This window comes from Pseudomonas sp. IPO3749 (assembly GCF_013386605.1).
GTDB classification, from domain to species: Bacteria; Pseudomonadota; Gammaproteobacteria; order Pseudomonadales; family Pseudomonadaceae; genus Aquipseudomonas; species Aquipseudomonas azotoformans_A.
In genome coordinates, this window is record NZ_JACARN010000008.1 from 137,693 (window position 1) to 155,169 (window position 17,477).

Below are 17,477 nucleotides of genomic sequence, written 5' to 3' on the forward strand. Positions count from 1 at the left end.
TCGGTTACCGGTCGGCCTCGCAAAACGCATAGGCAAATTCACCGTTTTCCACGCTGACCTGTACCTGAGTCGCCGGCGTGCCCTGCAGCAGGCGCTTGAGAAACTCGGTACTGATCGCCGGCAGCATCGAGTTGGTCAGGATCGCGTCGATCATCCGCCCGCCGCTTTCCAACTCGGTGCAACGGCTGGCGATCAGCTCCACGACGTCCTCGCTGAAGGTGAACGGGATCTTGTGGCCCTCGGCGATGCGTTTCTCGATACGCCCCAGTTGCAGGCGGATGATGCTGCCGAGCATGGCGTCGCTCAGCGGGTAATACGGGATGACCACCAGGCGTCCAAGCAGTGCGGGCGGGAACACCTCCAGCAAAGGCTCACGCAGCGCCTTGGCGATGGTGTCCGGCGCGGGCATGCTGGTTTGCGGGTGGCGGCACAGGCGGCTGATCAACGCGGTGCCGGCGTTGGTGGTGAGCAGGATCAGGGTGTTCTTGAAGTCGATGATCCGGCCTTCGCCGTCCTCCATCCACCCCTTGTCGAACACCTGGAAAAACAGCTCGTGCACGTCCGGGTGGGCCTTCTCCACCTCGTCCAGCAGCACCACGCTGTACGGCTTGCGTCGCACCGCTTCGGTCAGCACGCCGCCTTCGCCGTAGCCCACGTAACCGGGCGGCGCGCCCTTGAGGGTGGAGACGGTGTGCGCCTCCTGGTACTCGCTCATGTTGATGGTGATAACGTTCTGCTCGCCGCCATACAACGACTCGGCCAGGGCCAGCGCGGTTTCGGTCTTGCCCACCCCGGAAGTCCCAGCGAGCATGAACACGCCCACGGGTTTTCCGGGGTTGTCGAGGCCGGCGCGGGAGGTCTGGATGCGCCGTGCGATCATCTCCAGCGCATGGTCCTGGCCGATGATGCGCTGGCCCAGGCGGTCGGCCAGGCGCAGCACGTTTTCGATCTCGTTCTTGACCATGCGGCCCACGGGAATACCGGTCCAATCCTGCACCACCGAGGCGACGGCCTGTTCATCGACGCTGATGAGTACCAGAGGATGTTCGCCCTGCTGTGCGATCAATTCGTCCTGCAGTTGGCGCAGCTCGGCCAGGCCAGCTTCGCGGTCATCGGACTCGGCCAATTGACTGCGCAGGCGCTGGATCTGCTCCACCAGCGCCAGCTCGTTATCCCAGCGCCCCTCCACTTCGTCCAGGCGTTCACGTTGACTGGCCAGCAAGGCTTCGACCGAGACGCGACGGCTGGCGGTGTCCACGCCAATGGCGGTCTCGCGTTCGATGATTGCCAGCTCGGTTTCCAGGGACTCGATACGGCGCCGACTGTCATCCACCTCGGCCGGGGTCGCGTGCAGGCTGATGGCGACGCGAGCGCAGGCTGTGTCGATCAGGCTGACGGCCTTGTCTGGCAGCTGCCGCGCCGGGATGTAGCGGTTGGACAAACGCACCGCCGCTTCCAGCGCCGAATCGAGGATGTGCACCTGATGATGGTTCTGCATGGTTTCGGCAATGCCGCGCAGCATCAGGAGCGCGCGGGCTTCATCCGGTTCGTCCACCTGCACGGTCTGGAAACGTCGGGTCAACGCCGGGTCTTTCTCGATGTGCTTCTTGTACTCGGCAAAGGTCGTCGCGCCTACCGTGCGCAAGGTGCCTCGGGCCAGTGCCGGCTTGAGCAGGTTGGCGGCATCGCCGGTGCCGGCAGCACCGCCCGCGCCGACCAAGGTGTGGGTCTCGTCGATGAACAGCACCACCGGCTTGACGCTGGCCTGCACCTCATCGATCACCGAGCGCAGGCGCTGTTCAAACTCGCCTTTCATGCTCGCGCCGGCCTGCAACAGGCCGACGTCGAGGGCCAGCAGCTGTACGTCCTTGAGGCTGGGCGGCACGTCGCCACGGGCGATGCGTTGGGCAAACCCTTCGACCACGGCGGTCTTGCCGACGCCCGCCTCGCCCACCAGGATCGGGTTGTTCTGGCGGCGACGCATGAGGATGTCGATCACCTGGCGAATCTCTTCATCGCGACCGACGATGGGGTCCATCGTGCTCGTACGCGCTTGTTCAGTGAGGTCGACGGTAAAGCGCTTCAAGGCTTCCTGCGGTTTGCTCGGGGCCAGCGCGCCGAGGTCTTCGCCGGGCGCCTGGTAGCCGTCGCTGGCGCTCATCCGGGCTTCGGGGGAGTCCTTGAGCAACGCTGCGAATCGTTCGCTCAAGTCATCGATACCGACCTTGTTGAATTCACGGGAAACCCCATACAAGCCGTTGCGCAGGCTGGGGGTTTTCAGGAGTGCCAACAGTAAATGGCCGGAGCGCACCTGGGACTCGCCGAGCATCAACGTGGCATACACCCACGCACGTTCGACGGCCTCTTCCACTTGCGACGACAAGTCGGTGACCGACGTCGAACCACGGGGCAAGCGGTCGAGGGCCGCCGTCAGGTCACGGGCCAATACGGCCGGGTCGATGCCGTAATGGCGGATCAGCCGCAGCAGGTCCGAGTCGGTCAGTTGCAGGATCTGCTGCAACCAGTGCACCAGCTCCACATAGGGATTGCCGCGCAGCTTGCAGAACACGGTGCTGCTTTCAATCGCCCGGTAGCACAGGCTGTTGAGTTTGCCGAAAAGCGCGACGCGACTGATATCAGCCATGGGCAGGTCCTTGAGGGGTAATGGAGAGGCGCGGGTTGATCAGCAACTGCCGATCATCCTGCTCGGGGGCCTGGCTGCTCAGCCAACTGGTCCAGCCCAGGGGCGCAGAACCGAGGCGCAAGCCAGGCAGTTGTTCTTTCTTGACGATCAAGTTGACGTCCCAATCCAGCGCCAGGCCGACGTATTGGCGCACCCAGTCCTGCACGCGCTGCAGGCTGTCGCCACCGGGCAGCAGGCGACGGGTTTGCGCCAGGTCAAGGGGGCCGATCAAGAGGCGGAACTTGTGCTGGGTGTTCCAGACTTTCCTGCCCATCACGGTGGTCTGGCCGAGTACGGCGGCATCGGGGCCGCTGCGCAGCGCGCACAGGCCGTCAGCGGGCAATTTCATCCAGTGGCCGACAAACTGCTCGACCCGCACCGGCACGCCGAGGTAGTCGGTCAGTAGCGCGGCCAAGCCCTCGGCATTGCGCGTCTGCGGGCCCAGGCGTCCGGCGAAGTGCAGCTTGGCCACGTCGGGCACTGCGTTGCGGTCCAGCAATGACGTCTGGCCGATGCCGATCAGGGAGCCCAGGTACTGCGCAAAACGGTCCGTTCCCGGGCGGTCCAGGCTCACCGCTGGCTGGGCGCTGGCCCAGGCGCGGTAGAACAGGCTGATCATACGGTGGTGGAACACGTCGCAGAACGCCGCGAGTGTGGGGTCGTTGCGGTTGCGTTGGCGGTCGCGGATGTATTCGGTGAGGTGAATCGGCAAGGGGCCGTTGGCGCCCATCAGGCCAAAGAAATTCAACAACAACTTGGGCGCAGCGCCGGGCGTGAGCGCAGCGATCATCGCCGGCTCGAACGCCAGCGACGGCTGCTGCCCGAACCGCACGGCCTCATCCGCCGGGCGCGCGGCCTGGCCGATGCGCGGCAAGTGCGCAAACGCGCACTCCAGCTGACGCAGCGCGCCGTAGAAATCGAAGCGCGCCGGGTGCGCCTCCAGGGCGCCGAGCAGGGTCAGAGGATCTCGCATCTGCCCACCCGCGCCGGCCATTGCATGATCACGCCACGCGTGGTGCTCTTGATCAACGTTTCGGTGAACGCGTTGAGCGACACGTACTTGGCAAAAAACTGCTCCAGCACCGAGCCCAGCACAAATACACCAGCGCCTTCGAACGCCGCTTCATCCAGGGTCACGCAGACCTGCAAGCCACGGCCATAGGTGATCGGCCCTGGCAACGGCAGGCGCCGCACGATGCTTTCGGCTGTCACCGAACGCAGGCCTTCGATCTGCTTGTGGGCGGCTTCGTCTTCAATACGGCAATACAGGCGCAGCAACTCGCGCAAGGCACTGGCGCCCTGCTCCTTGTCCTGGTCCAGCAGCGACAGGTAGTTGAGGGACAAATGGCTGACCAGCCGCCATGCGGTTTCGCCCTCGGCAAAGGATGGCGCCGGCACCGTGGGCCCGGTGAGGCATCGCACCGCCTGCACCGGCGCGCCGGACTCGACGCTAAAATCAGTGCGGCCACTGCCCACCGGCATGCTCAACACCAGGTCGCGGTTGCTGCACAGGGTGTCGATGCCCAACTGGCGCAGGTCGCTGCGGTGCGGGGCTTCCTGGGCGTCCACCAGGGACAGGAACAACTCGCTGCCGATGTAGCTGGAGCGCGGGCCTTGGCGGTGCTGTTGCTCGGACAACACCCGCGCATCCCGGCGCACTTGGTAAAAGGCGTTAGGCGGCTTGCGGGCGTGCAGATCATTGGCGCGGTAGAACGACTCGAAGGTCTGACTGGCTTCTGCACCACTGCCATAGCCGGTCACACCTTCGATCTGGTAGATCTCGTAATCCATCGGCCGCGTGCGGTCCGCAATCACGTGGTATTCCGACTGCTGGTCGGACAGGTGCACACGCTCGGCGCGCATCGGGAACAGGTTGATCGCCGGCGTGCAGTAAAGGCCGAAATTGGCTGCGCTGAGGCTTTGTTCCAACAGCGGATCGAGCTTCTTGAACAGCACGATCACGTCCAACTGTTCAGCGCTGCAGCGGCTGACGCTATTGGCCAGTCCCACCACGTCGGCAAACATGAAGCGCTGCGGCATGGCGAAGTATTCCTGCAACAGCCGATAGCCCTGGAACTGACGCGGGCCGGTGGGGAGCAACGCTTCGCTGTCGCTGTAGCCCAGACTGCGAATCGCGCTCTTGGGCAGGAACTGGTGCCAGTCCACATGCTCCTGCACCGGCATCACCAGCACGCCGACGGCCTGGGCCAACAGGTGTTCAAGGATGCGCGACGGCATCGCGTCGCCGCCACGGATGTGCAGCGGCAGGTTATCGAGGGACAGGTCGCTGAAGGTCAGGCCGGCACCGACCCTGAGGCGCAGGCGCAGGGCCGCCTTGACCCCGCCGAGGCGCGACAGATCAACACCCGCCACGTGTGCGCCGCAGGCAAAGTAGCGCGCCTCGACCAGCTCGACCGGCCACAGGGTCACATCATGGGCAGTGCGGAATTCGCAGGCGGTCTGGTCGCCCTTGCCCAATTGGCTGTGCAGCGCGGTGTCGCGTGGCACCTTGAACCCAGAGGCCAGGCTGCCCTCGCCCATGTCCGGCTGCAATTGCACCACCGCCATCGACGGCGTGGGCGCCAGGTATTGCGGGTACACCAGCTCCAGCAAATGGTTGGTAAAGCGTGGGAACTCGGCGTCGATCTTCAACTGCACCCGCGCCGCCAGAAAGCTGAACCCCTCCAGCAACCGCTCCACATAAGGGTCGGCACAGGCGTAGGTTTCCAGCCCCAGGCGTCCAGCGACCTTGGGGTAGTCACGCGCGAACTCACCGCCGACTTCCCGCAGGTGAGCCAGTTCACGTTCGTAATAGCGCAGCAGTTTGGCGTTCACCGCACGTCCCTTGTCTCGATATCGAAGACCCTGGCCTCGCCTGCTTCCAGGTCGAGTTCGGTCTTCAGGTACAGGCGCTCGGGCAACGGTTGGCCCCAGAGTTCGCCATGGATTTCAAAGGCCATCTGGTTAGGACTGGCCGTGGCCCCCGAGGGCGCCACCGGCACCACCCGCACGCTGTTGCGTAAAATCCGCGGTTCAAAATCCCAGATCGCCTGGCGGATGCGCCGCCCAAGCTCGTCACGGTCCAAACCGGCGGCGGTCTTGCCGGCAAGATCCGGCAGACCAAAATTGACCACCGACTGCATCGCCAGTGGGTAGGCGCTCAAGTCACGAAAACTGCCCAGGCTGGTGCTGTTGAGCAGCCACCCCAGGTCACGCAACACCGCCTGGCGCAGGCCGCGCATGGACAGCACGCGCTTGTCCCGAGGCTCCACGGCATGCTCGGTGTCGTCATCGCTCAGACGGTCCAGCAACGACGGTTGCAGGCGTTCGCGACTGGTGAGTTCAGCCATGGGGTGGATCTCCCTCTAAACGTTGTGGGTGTGGTTGTGGTGAGCGGGCTTGCTGTGGTGAGCCCGCTCACCACAGAAGCATGCTCGCCACAAGAAGCCTGCTCAGCACAAACACAACAGGCTCTATACCCACACCGAAGACTGCCGCATCAGATTTTCTGGTTCTTTTCCAGGTCCCACTTCTTCGGTGTGCCGGTGATCACGGTGTCGCCGGTGAAGGAGTCGAACTCGTAGCTGATGGTGGTGAAGTTGATCGAGATGGTTTCGCTCGGGCGCTCGCCGTTGCTGCTGGCGGAGTAGGAACTGATGATCGCGCTGCCGAGGATCAACTTGAGGAACACCTGTTGCTTCTTGTCCGGGCCGCCGGTCTGGATGAAGTGGATCTCGGCATCACCCAGGCTCTTGCCGCACACGGCCTGCATGAACAGGTCGGCGGAGGCCAGGTCGGTGACCTTGGTCATGGAGATTTCCGAGAACGACGGGTTGCTGGTGTCGCGGTCGGCGCCGCCGCCGCTGGTGGATATCGCCCGGCCGACACCCATCTGGATCGCATCGATGGTGATCCAGTCCTTGTGCCCGTCGACGGTGGAAGTGCCTTTGATCTGGGTGCCTTTGAAGTTCAGCAAAATCATGGTGGTTACCTTTCAGGGTTGATCAGTTGGATTTGGTGGACGGCAGCTTGGAGACCAGGCGCAGGGACACGGTCAGGCCTTCGAGCTGGTAGTGCGGGCGCAGGAAAAACTTGGCGCCGTAGTAGCCGGGGTTGCCTTCGATTTCTTCCACCACCACTTCAGCGCCGGCCAGTGGCTTGCGTGCTTTGTCAGCGTCGGTGGCGGTGGCCGGGTTGTGTTCCACGTAGCGGCCGATCCAGTTGTTGAGCCAGATCTGCATGTCGTCGCGCTCCTTGAACGAGCCGATCTTGTCGCGCACGATGCACTTCAAGTAGTGGGCGAACCGGCAGGTGGCGAACAGGTACGGCAGGCGCGCGGCCAGGTTGGCGTTGGCGGTGGCGTCCGGGTCTTCGTACTCGGCCGGCTTGTGCATCGACTGCGCGCCGATGAAGGCCGCCAGGTCGCTGTTCTTCTTGTGCACCAGCGGCATGAAACCGTTCTTCGCCAGTTCCGCTTCACGGCGGTCGCTGATGGCGATTTCAGTCGGGCAGGTCATGTCGACGCCGCCGTCATCGGTCGGGAAGGTATGCACCGGCAGCCCTTCCACCACACCGCCGGATTCGATGCCGCGAATCTGCGAGCACCAGCCGTAGTGTTTGAACGAGCGGTTGATGTTCACGGCCATGGCATAGGCGGCGTTGGCCCAGGTGAAGTCCTTGGCGCCAGCGGCGTCGGTGGTTTCTTCGAAGTCGAACGCTTCCACCGGATTGGTCTTGGCACCGTAAGGCGCGCGGGACAGGAAACGCGGCATCGCAAGACCCACATAACGCGAATCTTCACTGGCACGGAAGCTGCGCCAAGCTGCGTGTTCCGGGGTCTGGAAGATTTTGGTCAGGTCGCGCGGGTTGGCCAGTTCCTGCCACGACTCCATCAGCATCACGCTGGGGTCGGCGGCGGTGATCAACGGACAGTGCGCCGCCGCACTGACGCGGGCCATCTGGGTCAACAGCTCCACGTCCGGGGCGCTGTTGTTGAAGTAGTAGTCGGCCACAAACGCGCCATAGGGCTCGCCACCGAACTGGCCGTATTCCTCTTCGTAGAGTTTCTTGAAGATCGGGCTCTGGTCCCAGGCCACGCCCTTGAACTTGCGCAACGTCTTGTGCACTTCGTTCTTGGAAATGTTCATCACGCGGATCTTCAGCGACTCGTCGGTCTCGGTGTTGTTGACCAGGTAATGCAGGCCACGCCAGGCGCTTTCCACGCCCTGGAATTCCTCGTGGTGCAGGATGTGGTTGACCTGTTCGGTAAGCTTCTGGTCGAGGGCGGCGATCAGGCCTTCGATGGTGCCCAGCACGTCGTGGGGCATCAGCTGAGTGCCTTGCAACGCTTGCTCGGCCAGGGTGCGCACGGCGGTTTCCACCGCTTCCTTGGCTTTGTCGGTCTTGGGCTTGAACTCTTTTTGCAACAGGCTGGCGAAGTCGCCGGCGTCGAACTCGGTGGTGACCAGCGGCTGTCCGGCCTGTTCCGATTGCGGAGTGGACATGACGGTTTCCTCGAATTTTGGGCAAAGCCTCCCCGTACCGGGGCAAACGAGGCTCCGGCAGAGTCAGCGGTTATTCAGTTATTCAGGCTGTTTGGGCGCAGTGCTCAAAGCCTGCATCACGCTCGGGTCGGCGAGCAGTTTGGCCAGCAGTTCCTCGGCACCCACCTTGCCGTCCATGTAGGTCAGCAGGTTGGACAATTGGCTGCGCGCGGTGAGCAGTTGGTTGAGGCTGGGCACCTTGCGTGCGATGGCAGCCGGGCTGAAATCGTCCATGGTTTCAAAGGTGATCTCCACCGGCAGGTTGCCCTCGCCGCTCAGAGTGTTGGGCACCTGGAACGCCACGCGCGGCTTCATCGATTTGAGGCGCTCGTCGAAGTTGTCGATGTCGACTTCCAAAAACTTGCGCTCGGCCACCGGCGGCAACGGCTCGGCGGGTTTGCCGGAGAGGTCGGAAAACACCCCCATCACGAAGGGCAACTGCACGGTTTTTTCCGAGCCGTAGATCTCCACGTCGTATTCGATCTGCACACGTGGCGCCCGGTTGCGAGCGATAAACTTCTGACTGCTTTCTTTGGCCACAGGACGAGCTCCGGTGAGTGGGTTTGATACAAAAGGGTCAGTTGTCGCTGTTGCGAATACCGCTGACCAGCGCCAGTTGCGCAAGACCATCGGGAGCGAGGTCTTGCAGCAATTCCATGAAATTCTTGTCGATCAGTTTCTTCGCCCGTTGCAGCAGGAACGGCACGGGGCTGGCCGGTTCGTGGGTCTGGAAATAGATGCACAGGCGGTCGAGCGTCTGGCGCGCGTCTTCACGGCTGTTGATCTCGCCACGGTTGGGTTGCGGCGTTAAGGCCGGGGCATCGGCCGTGATAACCGGTGCTGCCACATCCAGTTGCGGACGACGGATCACGTCACCGGCACGCCGCAACAGTGTGGCCAGGCTGCTCAGATCGATAGCGCGGCCGACGCCGACTTTCTCCGTGAGCAGCTGCTCGATCTGCACACTCAGCGCCAGGGCCTGGGCCAAAGCGGTTTCGGTGGCGTTAAGCTCAAGTGGGTCCGCCTCGGCCAACGCGCCTTCGATCACGGCCGGGCTGAGGTCACCGCTGGGTTCGGTGGTGGCCAGGTCGATCTGGCGCAGGCTCAAGCTGCCCACACTGCGTGCCGTGATCAACGGCGTGCCCAGCAGGTCGCGCAACAACCCGGACGGCTCGCAGAGAAACGCCAGGATGTTGATGCGCAGCAGCGGGTCGTGGTCATCATCGGGATCAAGTTGGGGATGCAGGCCATCCCAGCAGTGTTCCAGCAACCCATGGATCAGTTGCAGGCCCGCAGCCAGGCCGGAGATACCGTGCAGGTTGAGCTGGGCGCGGGTCAGCCAGATTGCCAGGCGCAGGTCGCGGCTACGCTCCAGCAGCGGCAAGGCCAGCAACATCACCCGCTTCCAGTTCGGTTCGATGGCTTGGGTGATGGTGTCGCCGTATTGCACCTCGGGCTTGCCCAGGGCTTCTTCTTCCAGCTCGAGGAATTCAGGGTCGTATTCGACGTTCACGCCGCCGCCATTTGCCTCGCCCAGGGGCAAGGCCAGCGCGGTGAAATCCAGTGGTTGAGCGTCGGTGGGCAGGCCCATCGCAATTCCCTCGTTCAAGTTGTTCTGGGAATAGAACAAGCGAGGGAAATGATTTATTCCGAGGGCTTGGAAAAATTCTTAACGCAGGCGCTCTTCGCTGATGCGCCGGCGATGGGATTCGGCATAGGCCGCCTTGCGCGCCAGCAGCAGCGGGTCATCCGAAGGCGCAATCCCCGCTGGCAACTCCAGCGGGTTGAAGTCGATGTCGCGGCACGCACCGTCGACCTGGGCTTGCTGGTCATCGATCACCAGCACACCGGCATCGATCTGCCGACGCCCCTCGGGCCAGCGCACGGTGGCATCGGTGGTGACATCGCCAGGATCGGCCAGCGTGATAATCAGGTGCCAGCGTACCGGCCCCTGCTCCAGTTGCGTGGCAAAGCCGAAGGCGAGGAAGTCGGGGTCGCTGCGCTGCGCGGCGGTGATTGCTTTGTACGGTGTCTCGGGCACCATGCTCCAACGCACGAACCGTTCCTGGCCCTGGGCGTTGATCATGCGAAAGGCGTTGACGCTGTAGTACGTGGTGTTATCAAAACCGGAAGAGCCTGGATGGTCAGCGAGCCATTGTTCGAACGGGCGCATCTCCGGATGGGCGCGCTTGAAGGCCTGCATCTTTTGCGGGTCCGGAGCGTTATCGCCATAGGTCGGCATCGAGGCGCGCAACTGCTGGTAAAGACCTTCGGGGGTGTTGACCGGGAACACCGGCACGGAATTCATCGCCATGTACCAGGCGTCGCCCTCCGAGCCCGCCAGGCGCAACGCCATGCTGCGGATCATGCCGTGCACGTCGGCCTGGGCCGGGTCACCCCCGGCAGCGGACAGGCGACCGATCAACGGCACTGTGCCGCGCTGCAACATGGCGGCGTGGGAAACCTCTGTCGCATTGCCGTTGCTTTCAAAGTGGCCGCTGATGCACTGGCCCTTGGCATGGTTACGCCGAAACCCGGGATGGGCACCGCCCGCGACGGCCTCCATTTCATCGACGATCTTTGCAGCGGAGGGTGACGGCGAATACAACAGCCACATACCGATGCCGGCGATCACTGCGACAGCCAGGGCGAAGGACAAACGGAGGTGTTTTTGCAGCGGAAAAGTTCTTTTCATCGCGCTATCTGGGATCACGGCATCGGGAACCAATGCCCGACCCCAGCATGGTTATTTCTGGAGCGCGGCGATCCACATCGGTGACGGCGCCCCGGCAAACAACTGGGCGGCACTTCGGTCGGCGACAAGTCGGGCAACGGCGTTAAGGTCCACACCTTCGGGCTCGCCGATCAGGGCGTAGCCCAGTTCAGACTGGCGCCACGTTACTACGTTCATTTGCGCGACGCTTTGCTGGGTGATGGACTGATCGGGCTTGGGCTCTTTCATCACGCACAAGGCCACCGGCGCGCCATTGGCCGGCAGGTACACCAACTGGATCAGCGCCTTGTTGTTGAAGCGCAGGCGCTGCACGCGCTTGAACGTCAGGCCGGCGGAACTGAGGTCGGGAACGCGCAGGGCCAGGCCGTCGATATCACGGATATCCGCGAGGGTCTTGGTAATGGCATCCGTCGGTTGCGCGCCGTAGGCCACGGTTTCACGGGTGTACAGATGCTGGTAGGCAGCCGCCTGTTGAACCCATGGCGAGGCCTGGGCAACGGCGGGCGCGGTGGTCTCGATACCCGGCTTCAGCGCACCGCTGAATGCACCAACTTGAAGCACCAAGGCATAACAGGCTGCACCGGCAACGAACGTCAGCGCGGGCCATGCAAATTTAGGTTGGAAGAATGCGAACAGGCGGGAGAAAACGCTGTCTGTCTTTTCGTCGGAAACTTCAGCGCTACGGGAAGGAGCCGGTTCAGCCGTGTGCTGAGCCGCCAACGCAGCAATGTTGAGCTTGAGACTTTCAGGCACCGGCGGCAGGTTCTGCCGGGCAAAGGCTTCCTCATAAGGCAGGCACGAAGCCATCAACCGGGAGACTCGTTCAGCCAGGTCCGGTGAAGCGTCTATGAGCCGCTCTAGCTCCTGGTTCTGTTGCGACGAAAGCTCGCCGTCAACATAGGCCATTAGCAAGGCATCATCCGCTACCATGGGTTTTTCTCTCCGTTTGTATTCATCAGTTTCTGCAGGGTGATTCTCAGCCTTGTGGGCCGAAGCGGCGAGCCGGCGGGTAGCGACAAGCCATCATATTGATATCAGCTTCACGGTTGCAACAAGTCAAAAAACTTTAAAGCAAGCGGCGAATACTCGGTGACACGCACAAATACTTTAAGAGAACACCCTGGAATCTAAAATATTCCCAGGGCCTGATAAATCTTATATGTTTCACTCCGTGTCAGGGTATTTTTCCTGACACGGCTGCCAGAATCATTGGCCTGTAACCTGCATAAGCTGTCATTAACCTTTCAATGACGATCCAAATCGGTACACTTTGTCAGCATCTTGATACAATTCTTCGACACCCAGGACCCTCAGCACCGCAAAAAGGACGCCGCGACACAGGCATCCGCTACGGTATCGACCTCGTAGCCTGACCGCTCCATTTTAGGCATCAAGAAATAATAAGAGGAAATATGTCGATCACCGGTGCTGATTTACCCGCACTGCTTCCCGAACTGTTGCCACGCCTGTGGGCCTTTGCGTTGCGCATTTCCGGCGACAAGCATGATGCCGAGGACCTGGTCCAGCTCGCCTGTGTCCGCGCGCTGGAACGGGCCCATCAGTTGCAACCCGACACCTCGGTACTGAGCTGGATGTTTTCCATCGTGCACTCCACCTGGATCAACGAACTGCGTTCACGCAAAGTGCGCAGCCGTTCGCGCATGGACTGGAACGACGAATTCCTCGAAACCGTCAGCGACCCCGAGGCGCCCAACCCGGAGTCCGACCTGATGCACCGCCAGATCATCGAAGCGGTACAAAAACTCCCCGATGGCCAGCGCGAAGTGATGCTGCTGGTGGGCGTGGAGCGCTTCAGCTACAAGGAAGCCGCCGAAATGCTCGACCTGCCGATCGGCACCATCATGAGCCGGCTGTCCCGTGCGCGTCAGGCGATCGGCACGCTTTTTGATTCGCCGAAAAGCAAACCTTTGCGCGCTCGACCGGAGAGTTCTTCCGCGAGCTGAAACCGCTCTAAACTGGCGTCCTGAACGGGACCACCCTAAGGACTACGCCACCCCTCCCCCCTTGCCGCGAAAGGCGCAGGGACCCAGCCTCGCCCGCCGCCACCGGCACGTCGCCCTTCAGGTTCAGCGAAGGCTCTATCTCAATCAATGGGTCACTAGCAAGCCGTCAAGGGCTGCCCGCAGCTCCAGCGTGACCGGTACACGAATCTCGAAAGTTTCCGTCAACACCTGCAGCACCTCGTCGGCACTGGCGAGCGCGCGCTTTTCACTCGGCCGGTCCAGGTAGTGAATTGCATAGTTGGCATTGTTCAGCGTGTGCCGTCTACCCGCAGCCAATCGTGCAACCTTCAATTGGCCAACGAATACCGAGTCCGGGTGGGTGGAGACATACCAGTTGCCGATTTCATAATCGATGACCGCCTGCACTTGCAGATCGAACACATACAGGCCGCGCCACTCCTCGGCCACTTGCGCCCACAGGGTGTAACTGCCCTGCCCGTCGAAGCTCAGTCTATAAGGCTCATGCGCCGTGGACTGCACCGCCTCGGTGTCCAACAACAACGGACTGCTGGGCACCATGCCGCCAAAGCCGACATCGGTGATATAGCGCACGCCATCCAACGTCACCAGGCTCAAGCGATGGGTACGCGCCGTCCGCGCATCCGGCGGCCCACCCATCACCACCCGCCCGGTGATGCCGCGCGCGTCAAAGCCGAGTTCCTGCAACAACGCCAGGAAAATCTGGTTCAACTCGTAGCAATACCCACCCCGCCCCTCCAGCAGCACTTTCTGCTCGACACTGGCCAAATCGATTGGCACCGGCAGGCGCATCAGGCTGGACAGGTTCTCGAACGCAAAGGTGCACACATGACGCAGTTGCAGCTCCCGCAAGGTGTGCAAGGTCGGCGCTGGCGGCGAGTCATAACCCAGGCGTTGCAGATAGAGGCGGCTATGGATCAACAGTGACATGGCGCAATCCTTGGGCGCGGGAGGAAGGCGACACTATGCCGCGCCGACAGACAGATTGTCATTTTGAATGAACCTTTTTGAACGCTGCCCTATCCATCTATAACAACACAGGGAGGCAACATGAGTACCGCAAAAATCTACACCATCAACTACCAGCTGCACGGCAAACCAAAATCCTTTGTGGTGCGCGCCGAAGTGATGAACAACGCCGAAGCCTGGCACTGGGCGGCGGTGGATGCCGATATCGCCCATGTAAGCCGCGTGGGGCGGGTTGGGCATGAACAAGTGAAGAAGACGACCCGACCGTGGGCAGAGAAGTTTGGGATTACGGAGGTGACGTGGGTGGCGCCGAAGTGAGGGGGGAAAGCCCCGCTGGGTGAGGCGGGGCTTTCTGGGTAGTCGCAGCTATTCGTAAATGACGCCTTTCGGCCATCCGTACAGGCGATGCATAAACTTGCAGGCTAGTTGCCCCGCCCGCCTCCAAACGACCACTCGTCACCGGCTGTAGTCGAAATCACCACCATCACATCCTCGGCGTTCAGTCCCGTCGCCCGCTCCAATTTTTCAACCAGATCGCGGTAAAAACGCTGCTTGGTCTCAACACTTCGAGGACGGCCGGCGGTTATCGCGATCAGCACAAAATCATGGCTACGCGGCCCACCCAAGTAATGGGGGTCGAATATCAGCTCGCCAACCTCATGTTGGTGAATAGCCTGGAAGCGATCAGTCTTCGGCACCTCGAAGCTCTCGACCAAGGCGTCGTGCAACCCGTCAGACAGCGCGTGTAAATACTCGACCGACTTCCCACGGTGCAGTGAAATTCGTGCAAACGGCATCAACGGTTACTCCTGAGGTGTTGGAAGGCTGGCCTGTAGTTCACTGAGCACATTCAACGCCGAGGCGGCTGTTGGCCAACCTGAATAAAACGCCAGATGGGTGATGACCTCTGCCAGCTCCTCAACACTCAAGCCGTTATCCAGTGCACGTTTCAAATGAAAAGGCAGCTGTTCCAGACGGTACATCGCCACCAGCGCGGCCACTGTCGCCAGGCTGCGCTCACGGGGACTCAATTGCGTACGCGTCCACATGTCACCAAACAATACGTCGTCAGTCAGCTCGGCAAATTTTTGCGGGTAGCTGCGCTGGTGTTCTCGCCCCGTGATCATCGTTTTTCCCCCTAAAGTCCCTATTGACGAGGAAAAACTATCAACTCGCGATAGTCCCGAATATCAGATTTAATAGCACCCATAATCCCGAATTAGTGGACCGTTGAATGCGCCGCCCAACCTTCGATCTTGACGTATTGCGTACCTTCGTCACCGGCGTGGAGTTCAACAGTTTTGCCAGAGCGGCGGATCGTCTCGGTCGTTCGACGTCTGCCATCAGCGCCCAATTGAAGAAACTCGAAGAGCAGGTCGGTACGCCGATCCTGGCCAAGTCCGGCCGCGGGCTGGCCTTGACCCCCACGGGAGAAACACTGCTCAGTCATGCCCGCCGTTTGCTGGAGCTGAACGACGGCATTTTTCAGACTCTACACGAAGGCCAAACCGCCGGAACCCTACGCCTCGGGCTTCAAGAAGACTTTGGCGAGCATTTCCTGAGCGATATCCTGCGACGTTTCGTCCAGGCTTACCCGAGGGTCAGTCTCGAAGTCAGGATCGCCCGTAACGCCGAACTGCTGGCGCTGGTCGAACGCTCCAATCTGGACCTCGCCCTGACCTGGGACACCGGGCACACGTCACCCTATGCCACACATCTGGGCGAAACACAGATGCACTGGATCGGCGCCCGCGATACACCACTGCTGACGGCCCTTGACGACTCACCGTTGCCTTTGATCCTGTTCGACGCGCCTTGCCTATTGCGCAGCGCCGCCACCCAAGCGCTGGATGCCGCACACATTCCCTGGCGAATTGCCCTGACCAGCCCCAGCGTCGGCGGTATCTGGGCTGCCGTCGCCGCCGGACTGGGCCTGACACTGCGAACCCGCATTGGGCTGCCGAACCACTTGACCGTTGTATCGGGCTTGCCCCCCGTGCCAAGCCTTGGCTATGTGCTTCACTGCGATAACGACGACCCGAGTCCCGCCACCCAACAATTGATCGCGTTAATCAAAACGAGCCTGCAAGAGCAGGCGTTTCGATTCACGCTTACGAAATGATCGAAAGCACCCGAGGGTTCAACTCGGACGACGGCAATGGATTAGAGTGGGCTACATAAATCCAAACCCCAGCAGTTTTCCACACATCTGTTTATAGCCAGGAGCGACGTTCCCATGAGCGGGCTGTATGAGAAAGCCGAGTTCGCCTTGCGAGCCAAAGACAGTACGGCCTTCTGGGCTGCACTCGCCGGTGTCGACGCACAAAGGACCGCGCCACTTTTGGCGAAACTCCTGTTGGAAGACTGGCATGAAGAGCATGAAGATATCGTTTTTGAGTTGGGGCTAATCGGGGAAAACTGCGCGACGCCCGCGATTGCGCAAGCCGCGCAGAAGAATTTCGAATAACTGATCAGGTGGGGCAACCTGGAAGAGTTCCAGCGCAAGTGCGCTTATGCATTAGCGCGTATTGGCTCTGGCGATTCGAAGGTAGCGTTGGAGCTTATGGCGCAGCAGTTCGACACAGGCCTGGGCAAGTATGCTGAGGAAGGGCTGAGGCATTGGGCTGTGCCGGTTAAAAAGCGGGGTTAGTGGGTGGATTTTTTTGAGTCTAGATGACAGATTCTGGCCGAGAGCTGCCACTCACGAACGACTGCTTTCGGCCAGAAGCAGTACGTCGACGGGCTTGATAAAGATGATTACACCGGTGGTATTTGGTAAACAACCGAGTCGTATTTGGCTGATGTGCGCGTTTCGAAGATGATCCCACCCAGAGCCTCGGCAATACGTCGACTCGCATGGTTGTCCGTCGCAACGGGGTAGATGAAAGTTTTTGCTACCAGTCGCTGGCTGGCCCACTGAACAATCGCTTGGACCGCTTCACATCCAAAGCCCAACCCGTGTTTATCTTCACGAATCCAGATACCCAGTTCCGGTGTTTCACTGTGGGTATCATGTAACCCAGCCAGGCCAGTAAAACGAGCTTCGTCTAGTTGTCTAATCGCGAACACAAAGTCGCTGCCATCTGCGATTGAAGGCAGCCACTGCCGCCAGACTTTTGCATACTCATCAAGAGAGGCAGATGGTTCCCACGACATGTAGCGCGTCAACGACGCAGTTATACAAGCGAAGGATTCAACAGCGTCCTGCGCGCAGAATGGCTCAATACTCAGGCGTGGCGACTGAATGCAGATTTCGCGGGTATCGATGGGCATTGTAGTTTCCTTATCAGAGGTGCAGCACTCCGTTCATGTCCAAGAAAAGTATCATGCTGATCGTTTCTTCCGGGAAAGGGGGCAGATTTATTTCTGGAAAAATAAATCTGTCCCCTTTTCGGCCATCAGCGGCGCGGGCACAAGTCTGGGACTGTGCGGCACCGCATCGGGATTAAGGACCTTATTCGGAAAAATCCTTTCTCCGAAGGGTGATGCGATCGAGCTGCCGAATTACGAGCACCCGCAGCGGACGTAGACACGAATGTCCGCTT

19 protein-coding genes are annotated in these 17,477 nt (G+C 61.0%); 5 read left to right on the top strand and 14 right to left on the bottom strand.

Going from position 1 to position 17,477, the window contains the following annotated elements; genetic code table 11:
• Nucleotides 1–4 precede the first annotated feature (4 nt).
• From tssH to HX812_RS02900, 10 genes are all read right to left on the bottom strand, one after another.
• Entirely contained in the window at nt 5–2,644 is a 2,640-nt protein-coding gene (gene tssH, locus HX812_RS02855; protein ID WP_038850291.1) for a type VI secretion system ATPase TssH, read from the bottom strand.
• Complete coding sequence (tssG, locus tag HX812_RS02860; RefSeq protein WP_038850303.1) at nt 2,637–3,656, bottom strand: type VI secretion system baseplate subunit TssG; 1,020 nt, start codon at nt 3,654–3,656, stop codon at nt 2,637–2,639. Before tssG ends, tssH begins: the two co-directional genes overlap by 8 nt.
• Entirely contained in the window at nt 3,641–5,518 is a 1,878-nt protein-coding gene (tssF, locus tag HX812_RS02865; protein ID WP_038850290.1) for a type VI secretion system baseplate subunit TssF, read from the bottom strand. The genes tssG and tssF overlap by 16 nt, the downstream gene beginning before the upstream one ends.
• Nucleotides 5,515–6,033 carry a type VI secretion system baseplate subunit TssE gene (gene tssE / locus HX812_RS02870; protein WP_038850289.1) on the bottom strand — a complete coding sequence of 173 codons (519 nt, stop codon included), beginning with the start codon at nt 6,031–6,033 and terminating at the stop codon, nt 5,515–5,517. Before tssE ends, tssF begins: the two co-directional genes overlap by 4 nt.
• 149 nt (nt 6,034–6,182) lie before the next feature.
• Complete coding sequence (locus HX812_RS02875; protein WP_016978511.1) at nt 6,183–6,665, bottom strand: type VI secretion system tube protein Hcp; 483 nt, start codon at nt 6,663–6,665, stop codon at nt 6,183–6,185.
• A 22-nt stretch (nt 6,666–6,687) separates the two neighbouring features.
• Complete coding sequence (gene tssC, locus HX812_RS02880) at nt 6,688–8,187, bottom strand: type VI secretion system contractile sheath large subunit (protein ID WP_033896856.1); 1,500 nt, start codon at nt 8,185–8,187, stop codon at nt 6,688–6,690.
• Between the two features lie 78 nt (nt 8,188–8,265).
• Entirely contained in the window at nt 8,266–8,766 is a 501-nt protein-coding gene (tssB, locus tag HX812_RS02885) for a type VI secretion system contractile sheath small subunit (RefSeq protein WP_033896857.1), read from the bottom strand.
• Between the two features lie 37 nt (nt 8,767–8,803).
• Nucleotides 8,804–9,817, bottom strand: coding sequence for a type VI secretion system protein TssA (gene tssA, locus HX812_RS02890; RefSeq protein ID WP_038850288.1), 1,014 nt, complete (start codon nt 9,815–9,817; stop codon nt 8,804–8,806).
• 78 nt (nt 9,818–9,895) lie between these two features.
• Entirely contained in the window at nt 9,896–10,921 is a 1,026-nt protein-coding gene (locus tag HX812_RS02895; protein WP_038850287.1) for a catalase family peroxidase, read from the bottom strand.
• 51 nt (nt 10,922–10,972) lie between these two features.
• On the bottom strand, nt 10,973–11,890 hold the full coding sequence (locus HX812_RS02900; RefSeq protein WP_038850286.1) for an anti-sigma factor: 918 nt from the start codon (nt 11,888–11,890) through the stop codon (nt 10,973–10,975).
• Nucleotides 11,891–12,372: 482 nt separating this feature from the next.
• Here HX812_RS02900 and HX812_RS02905 point away from each other — a divergent pair, with 482 nt between their 5' ends.
• Nucleotides 12,373–12,924, top strand: a complete 552-nt coding sequence (locus HX812_RS02905) for an RNA polymerase sigma factor (RefSeq protein ID WP_080642447.1) — start codon at nt 12,373–12,375, stop codon at nt 12,922–12,924.
• A 144-nt stretch (nt 12,925–13,068) separates the two neighbouring features.
• On the opposite strand, the gene HX812_RS02910 is transcribed toward HX812_RS02905, so the two are convergent.
• Nucleotides 13,069–13,893: an arylamine N-acetyltransferase gene (locus HX812_RS02910; protein WP_038850285.1), complete on the bottom strand. Its 825-nt coding sequence runs from the start codon at nt 13,891–13,893 to the stop codon at nt 13,069–13,071.
• Nucleotides 13,894–14,013: 120 nt separating this feature from the next.
• On the opposite strand from HX812_RS02910, the gene HX812_RS02915 reads away from it, so the two are divergent.
• Nucleotides 14,014–14,250, top strand: coding sequence for a DUF6555 family protein (locus HX812_RS02915; protein WP_016979650.1), 237 nt, complete (start codon nt 14,014–14,016; stop codon nt 14,248–14,250).
• 104 nt (nt 14,251–14,354) lie between these two features.
• On the opposite strand, the gene HX812_RS02920 is transcribed toward HX812_RS02915, so the two are convergent.
• Entirely contained in the window at nt 14,355–14,729 is a 375-nt protein-coding gene (locus HX812_RS02920; protein WP_038850284.1) for a tautomerase family protein, read from the bottom strand.
• A 6-nt stretch (nt 14,730–14,735) separates the two neighbouring features.
• Nucleotides 14,736–15,059, bottom strand: a complete 324-nt coding sequence (locus tag HX812_RS02925) for a carboxymuconolactone decarboxylase family protein (RefSeq protein WP_038850283.1) — start codon at nt 15,057–15,059, stop codon at nt 14,736–14,738.
• 107 nt (nt 15,060–15,166) lie between these two features.
• Between HX812_RS02925 and HX812_RS02930 the strand changes: the two genes are divergently transcribed.
• Entirely contained in the window at nt 15,167–16,054 is an 888-nt protein-coding gene (locus tag HX812_RS02930) for a LysR substrate-binding domain-containing protein (RefSeq protein ID WP_038850282.1), read from the top strand.
• Nucleotides 16,055–16,168: 114 nt separating this feature from the next.
• Entirely contained in the window at nt 16,169–16,399 is a 231-nt protein-coding gene (locus HX812_RS02935; protein ID WP_038850281.1) for a hypothetical protein, read from the top strand.
• A gap of 290 nt (nt 16,400–16,689) precedes the next feature.
• Here the strand turns inward: HX812_RS02935 and HX812_RS02940 are convergent, their stop codons facing one another.
• Nucleotides 16,690–17,205 (bottom strand): GNAT family N-acetyltransferase, encoded by a 516-nt coding sequence (locus HX812_RS02940; RefSeq protein WP_038850280.1) that lies wholly within the window; start codon nt 17,203–17,205, stop codon nt 16,690–16,692.
• Between HX812_RS02940 and HX812_RS02945 the strand changes: the two genes are divergently transcribed.
• Nucleotides 17,198–17,461 (top strand): hypothetical protein, encoded by a 264-nt coding sequence (locus HX812_RS02945; RefSeq protein ID WP_038850279.1) that lies wholly within the window; start codon nt 17,198–17,200, stop codon nt 17,459–17,461. The genes HX812_RS02940 and HX812_RS02945 overlap by 8 nt on opposite strands.
• The last annotated feature ends 16 nt before the right edge of the window (nt 17,462–17,477 follow it).

What these genes read in the sequence shown, in the direction of transcription:
- tssH (WP_038850291.1), bottom strand. Translation starts at nt 2,644, where the DNA reads ATGGCTGATATCAGTCGCGTCGCGCTTTTCGGCAAACTCAACAGCCTG.
- tssG (WP_038850303.1), bottom strand. Translation starts at nt 3,656, where the DNA reads ATGCGAGATCCTCTGACCCTGCTCGGCGCCCTGGAGGCGCACCCGGCG.
- tssE (WP_038850289.1), bottom strand. Translation starts at nt 6,033, where the DNA reads ATGGCTGAACTCACCAGTCGCGAACGCCTGCAACCGTCGTTGCTGGAC.
- HX812_RS02875 (WP_016978511.1), bottom strand. Translation starts at nt 6,665, where the DNA reads ATGATTTTGCTGAACTTCAAAGGCACCCAGATCAAAGGCACTTCCACC.
- tssC (WP_033896856.1), bottom strand. Translation starts at nt 8,187, where the DNA reads ATGTCCACTCCGCAATCGGAACAGGCCGGACAGCCGCTGGTCACCACC.
- tssA (WP_038850288.1), bottom strand. Translation starts at nt 9,817, where the DNA reads ATGGGCCTGCCCACCGACGCTCAACCACTGGATTTCACCGCGCTGGCC.
- HX812_RS02895 (WP_038850287.1), bottom strand. Translation starts at nt 10,921, where the DNA reads ATGAAAAGAACTTTTCCGCTGCAAAAACACCTCCGTTTGTCCTTCGCC.
- HX812_RS02900 (WP_038850286.1), bottom strand. Translation starts at nt 11,890, where the DNA reads ATGGTAGCGGATGATGCCTTGCTAATGGCCTATGTTGACGGCGAGCTT.
- HX812_RS02905 (WP_080642447.1), top strand. Translation starts at nt 12,373, where the DNA reads ATGTCGATCACCGGTGCTGATTTACCCGCACTGCTTCCCGAACTGTTG.
- HX812_RS02910 (WP_038850285.1), bottom strand. Translation starts at nt 13,893, where the DNA reads ATGTCACTGTTGATCCATAGCCGCCTCTATCTGCAACGCCTGGGTTAT.
- HX812_RS02915 (WP_016979650.1), top strand. Translation starts at nt 14,014, where the DNA reads ATGAGTACCGCAAAAATCTACACCATCAACTACCAGCTGCACGGCAAA.
- HX812_RS02920 (WP_038850284.1), bottom strand. Translation starts at nt 14,729, where the DNA reads ATGCCGTTTGCACGAATTTCACTGCACCGTGGGAAGTCGGTCGAGTAT.
- HX812_RS02925 (WP_038850283.1), bottom strand. Translation starts at nt 15,059, where the DNA reads ATGATCACGGGGCGAGAACACCAGCGCAGCTACCCGCAAAAATTTGCC.
- HX812_RS02930 (WP_038850282.1), top strand. Translation starts at nt 15,167, where the DNA reads ATGCGCCGCCCAACCTTCGATCTTGACGTATTGCGTACCTTCGTCACC.
- HX812_RS02935 (WP_038850281.1), top strand. Translation starts at nt 16,169, where the DNA reads ATGAGCGGGCTGTATGAGAAAGCCGAGTTCGCCTTGCGAGCCAAAGAC.
- HX812_RS02945 (WP_038850279.1), top strand. Translation starts at nt 17,198, where the DNA reads ATGGGCATTGTAGTTTCCTTATCAGAGGTGCAGCACTCCGTTCATGTC.
- HX812_RS02940 (WP_038850280.1), bottom strand. Translation starts at nt 17,205, where the DNA reads ATGCCCATCGATACCCGCGAAATCTGCATTCAGTCGCCACGCCTGAGT.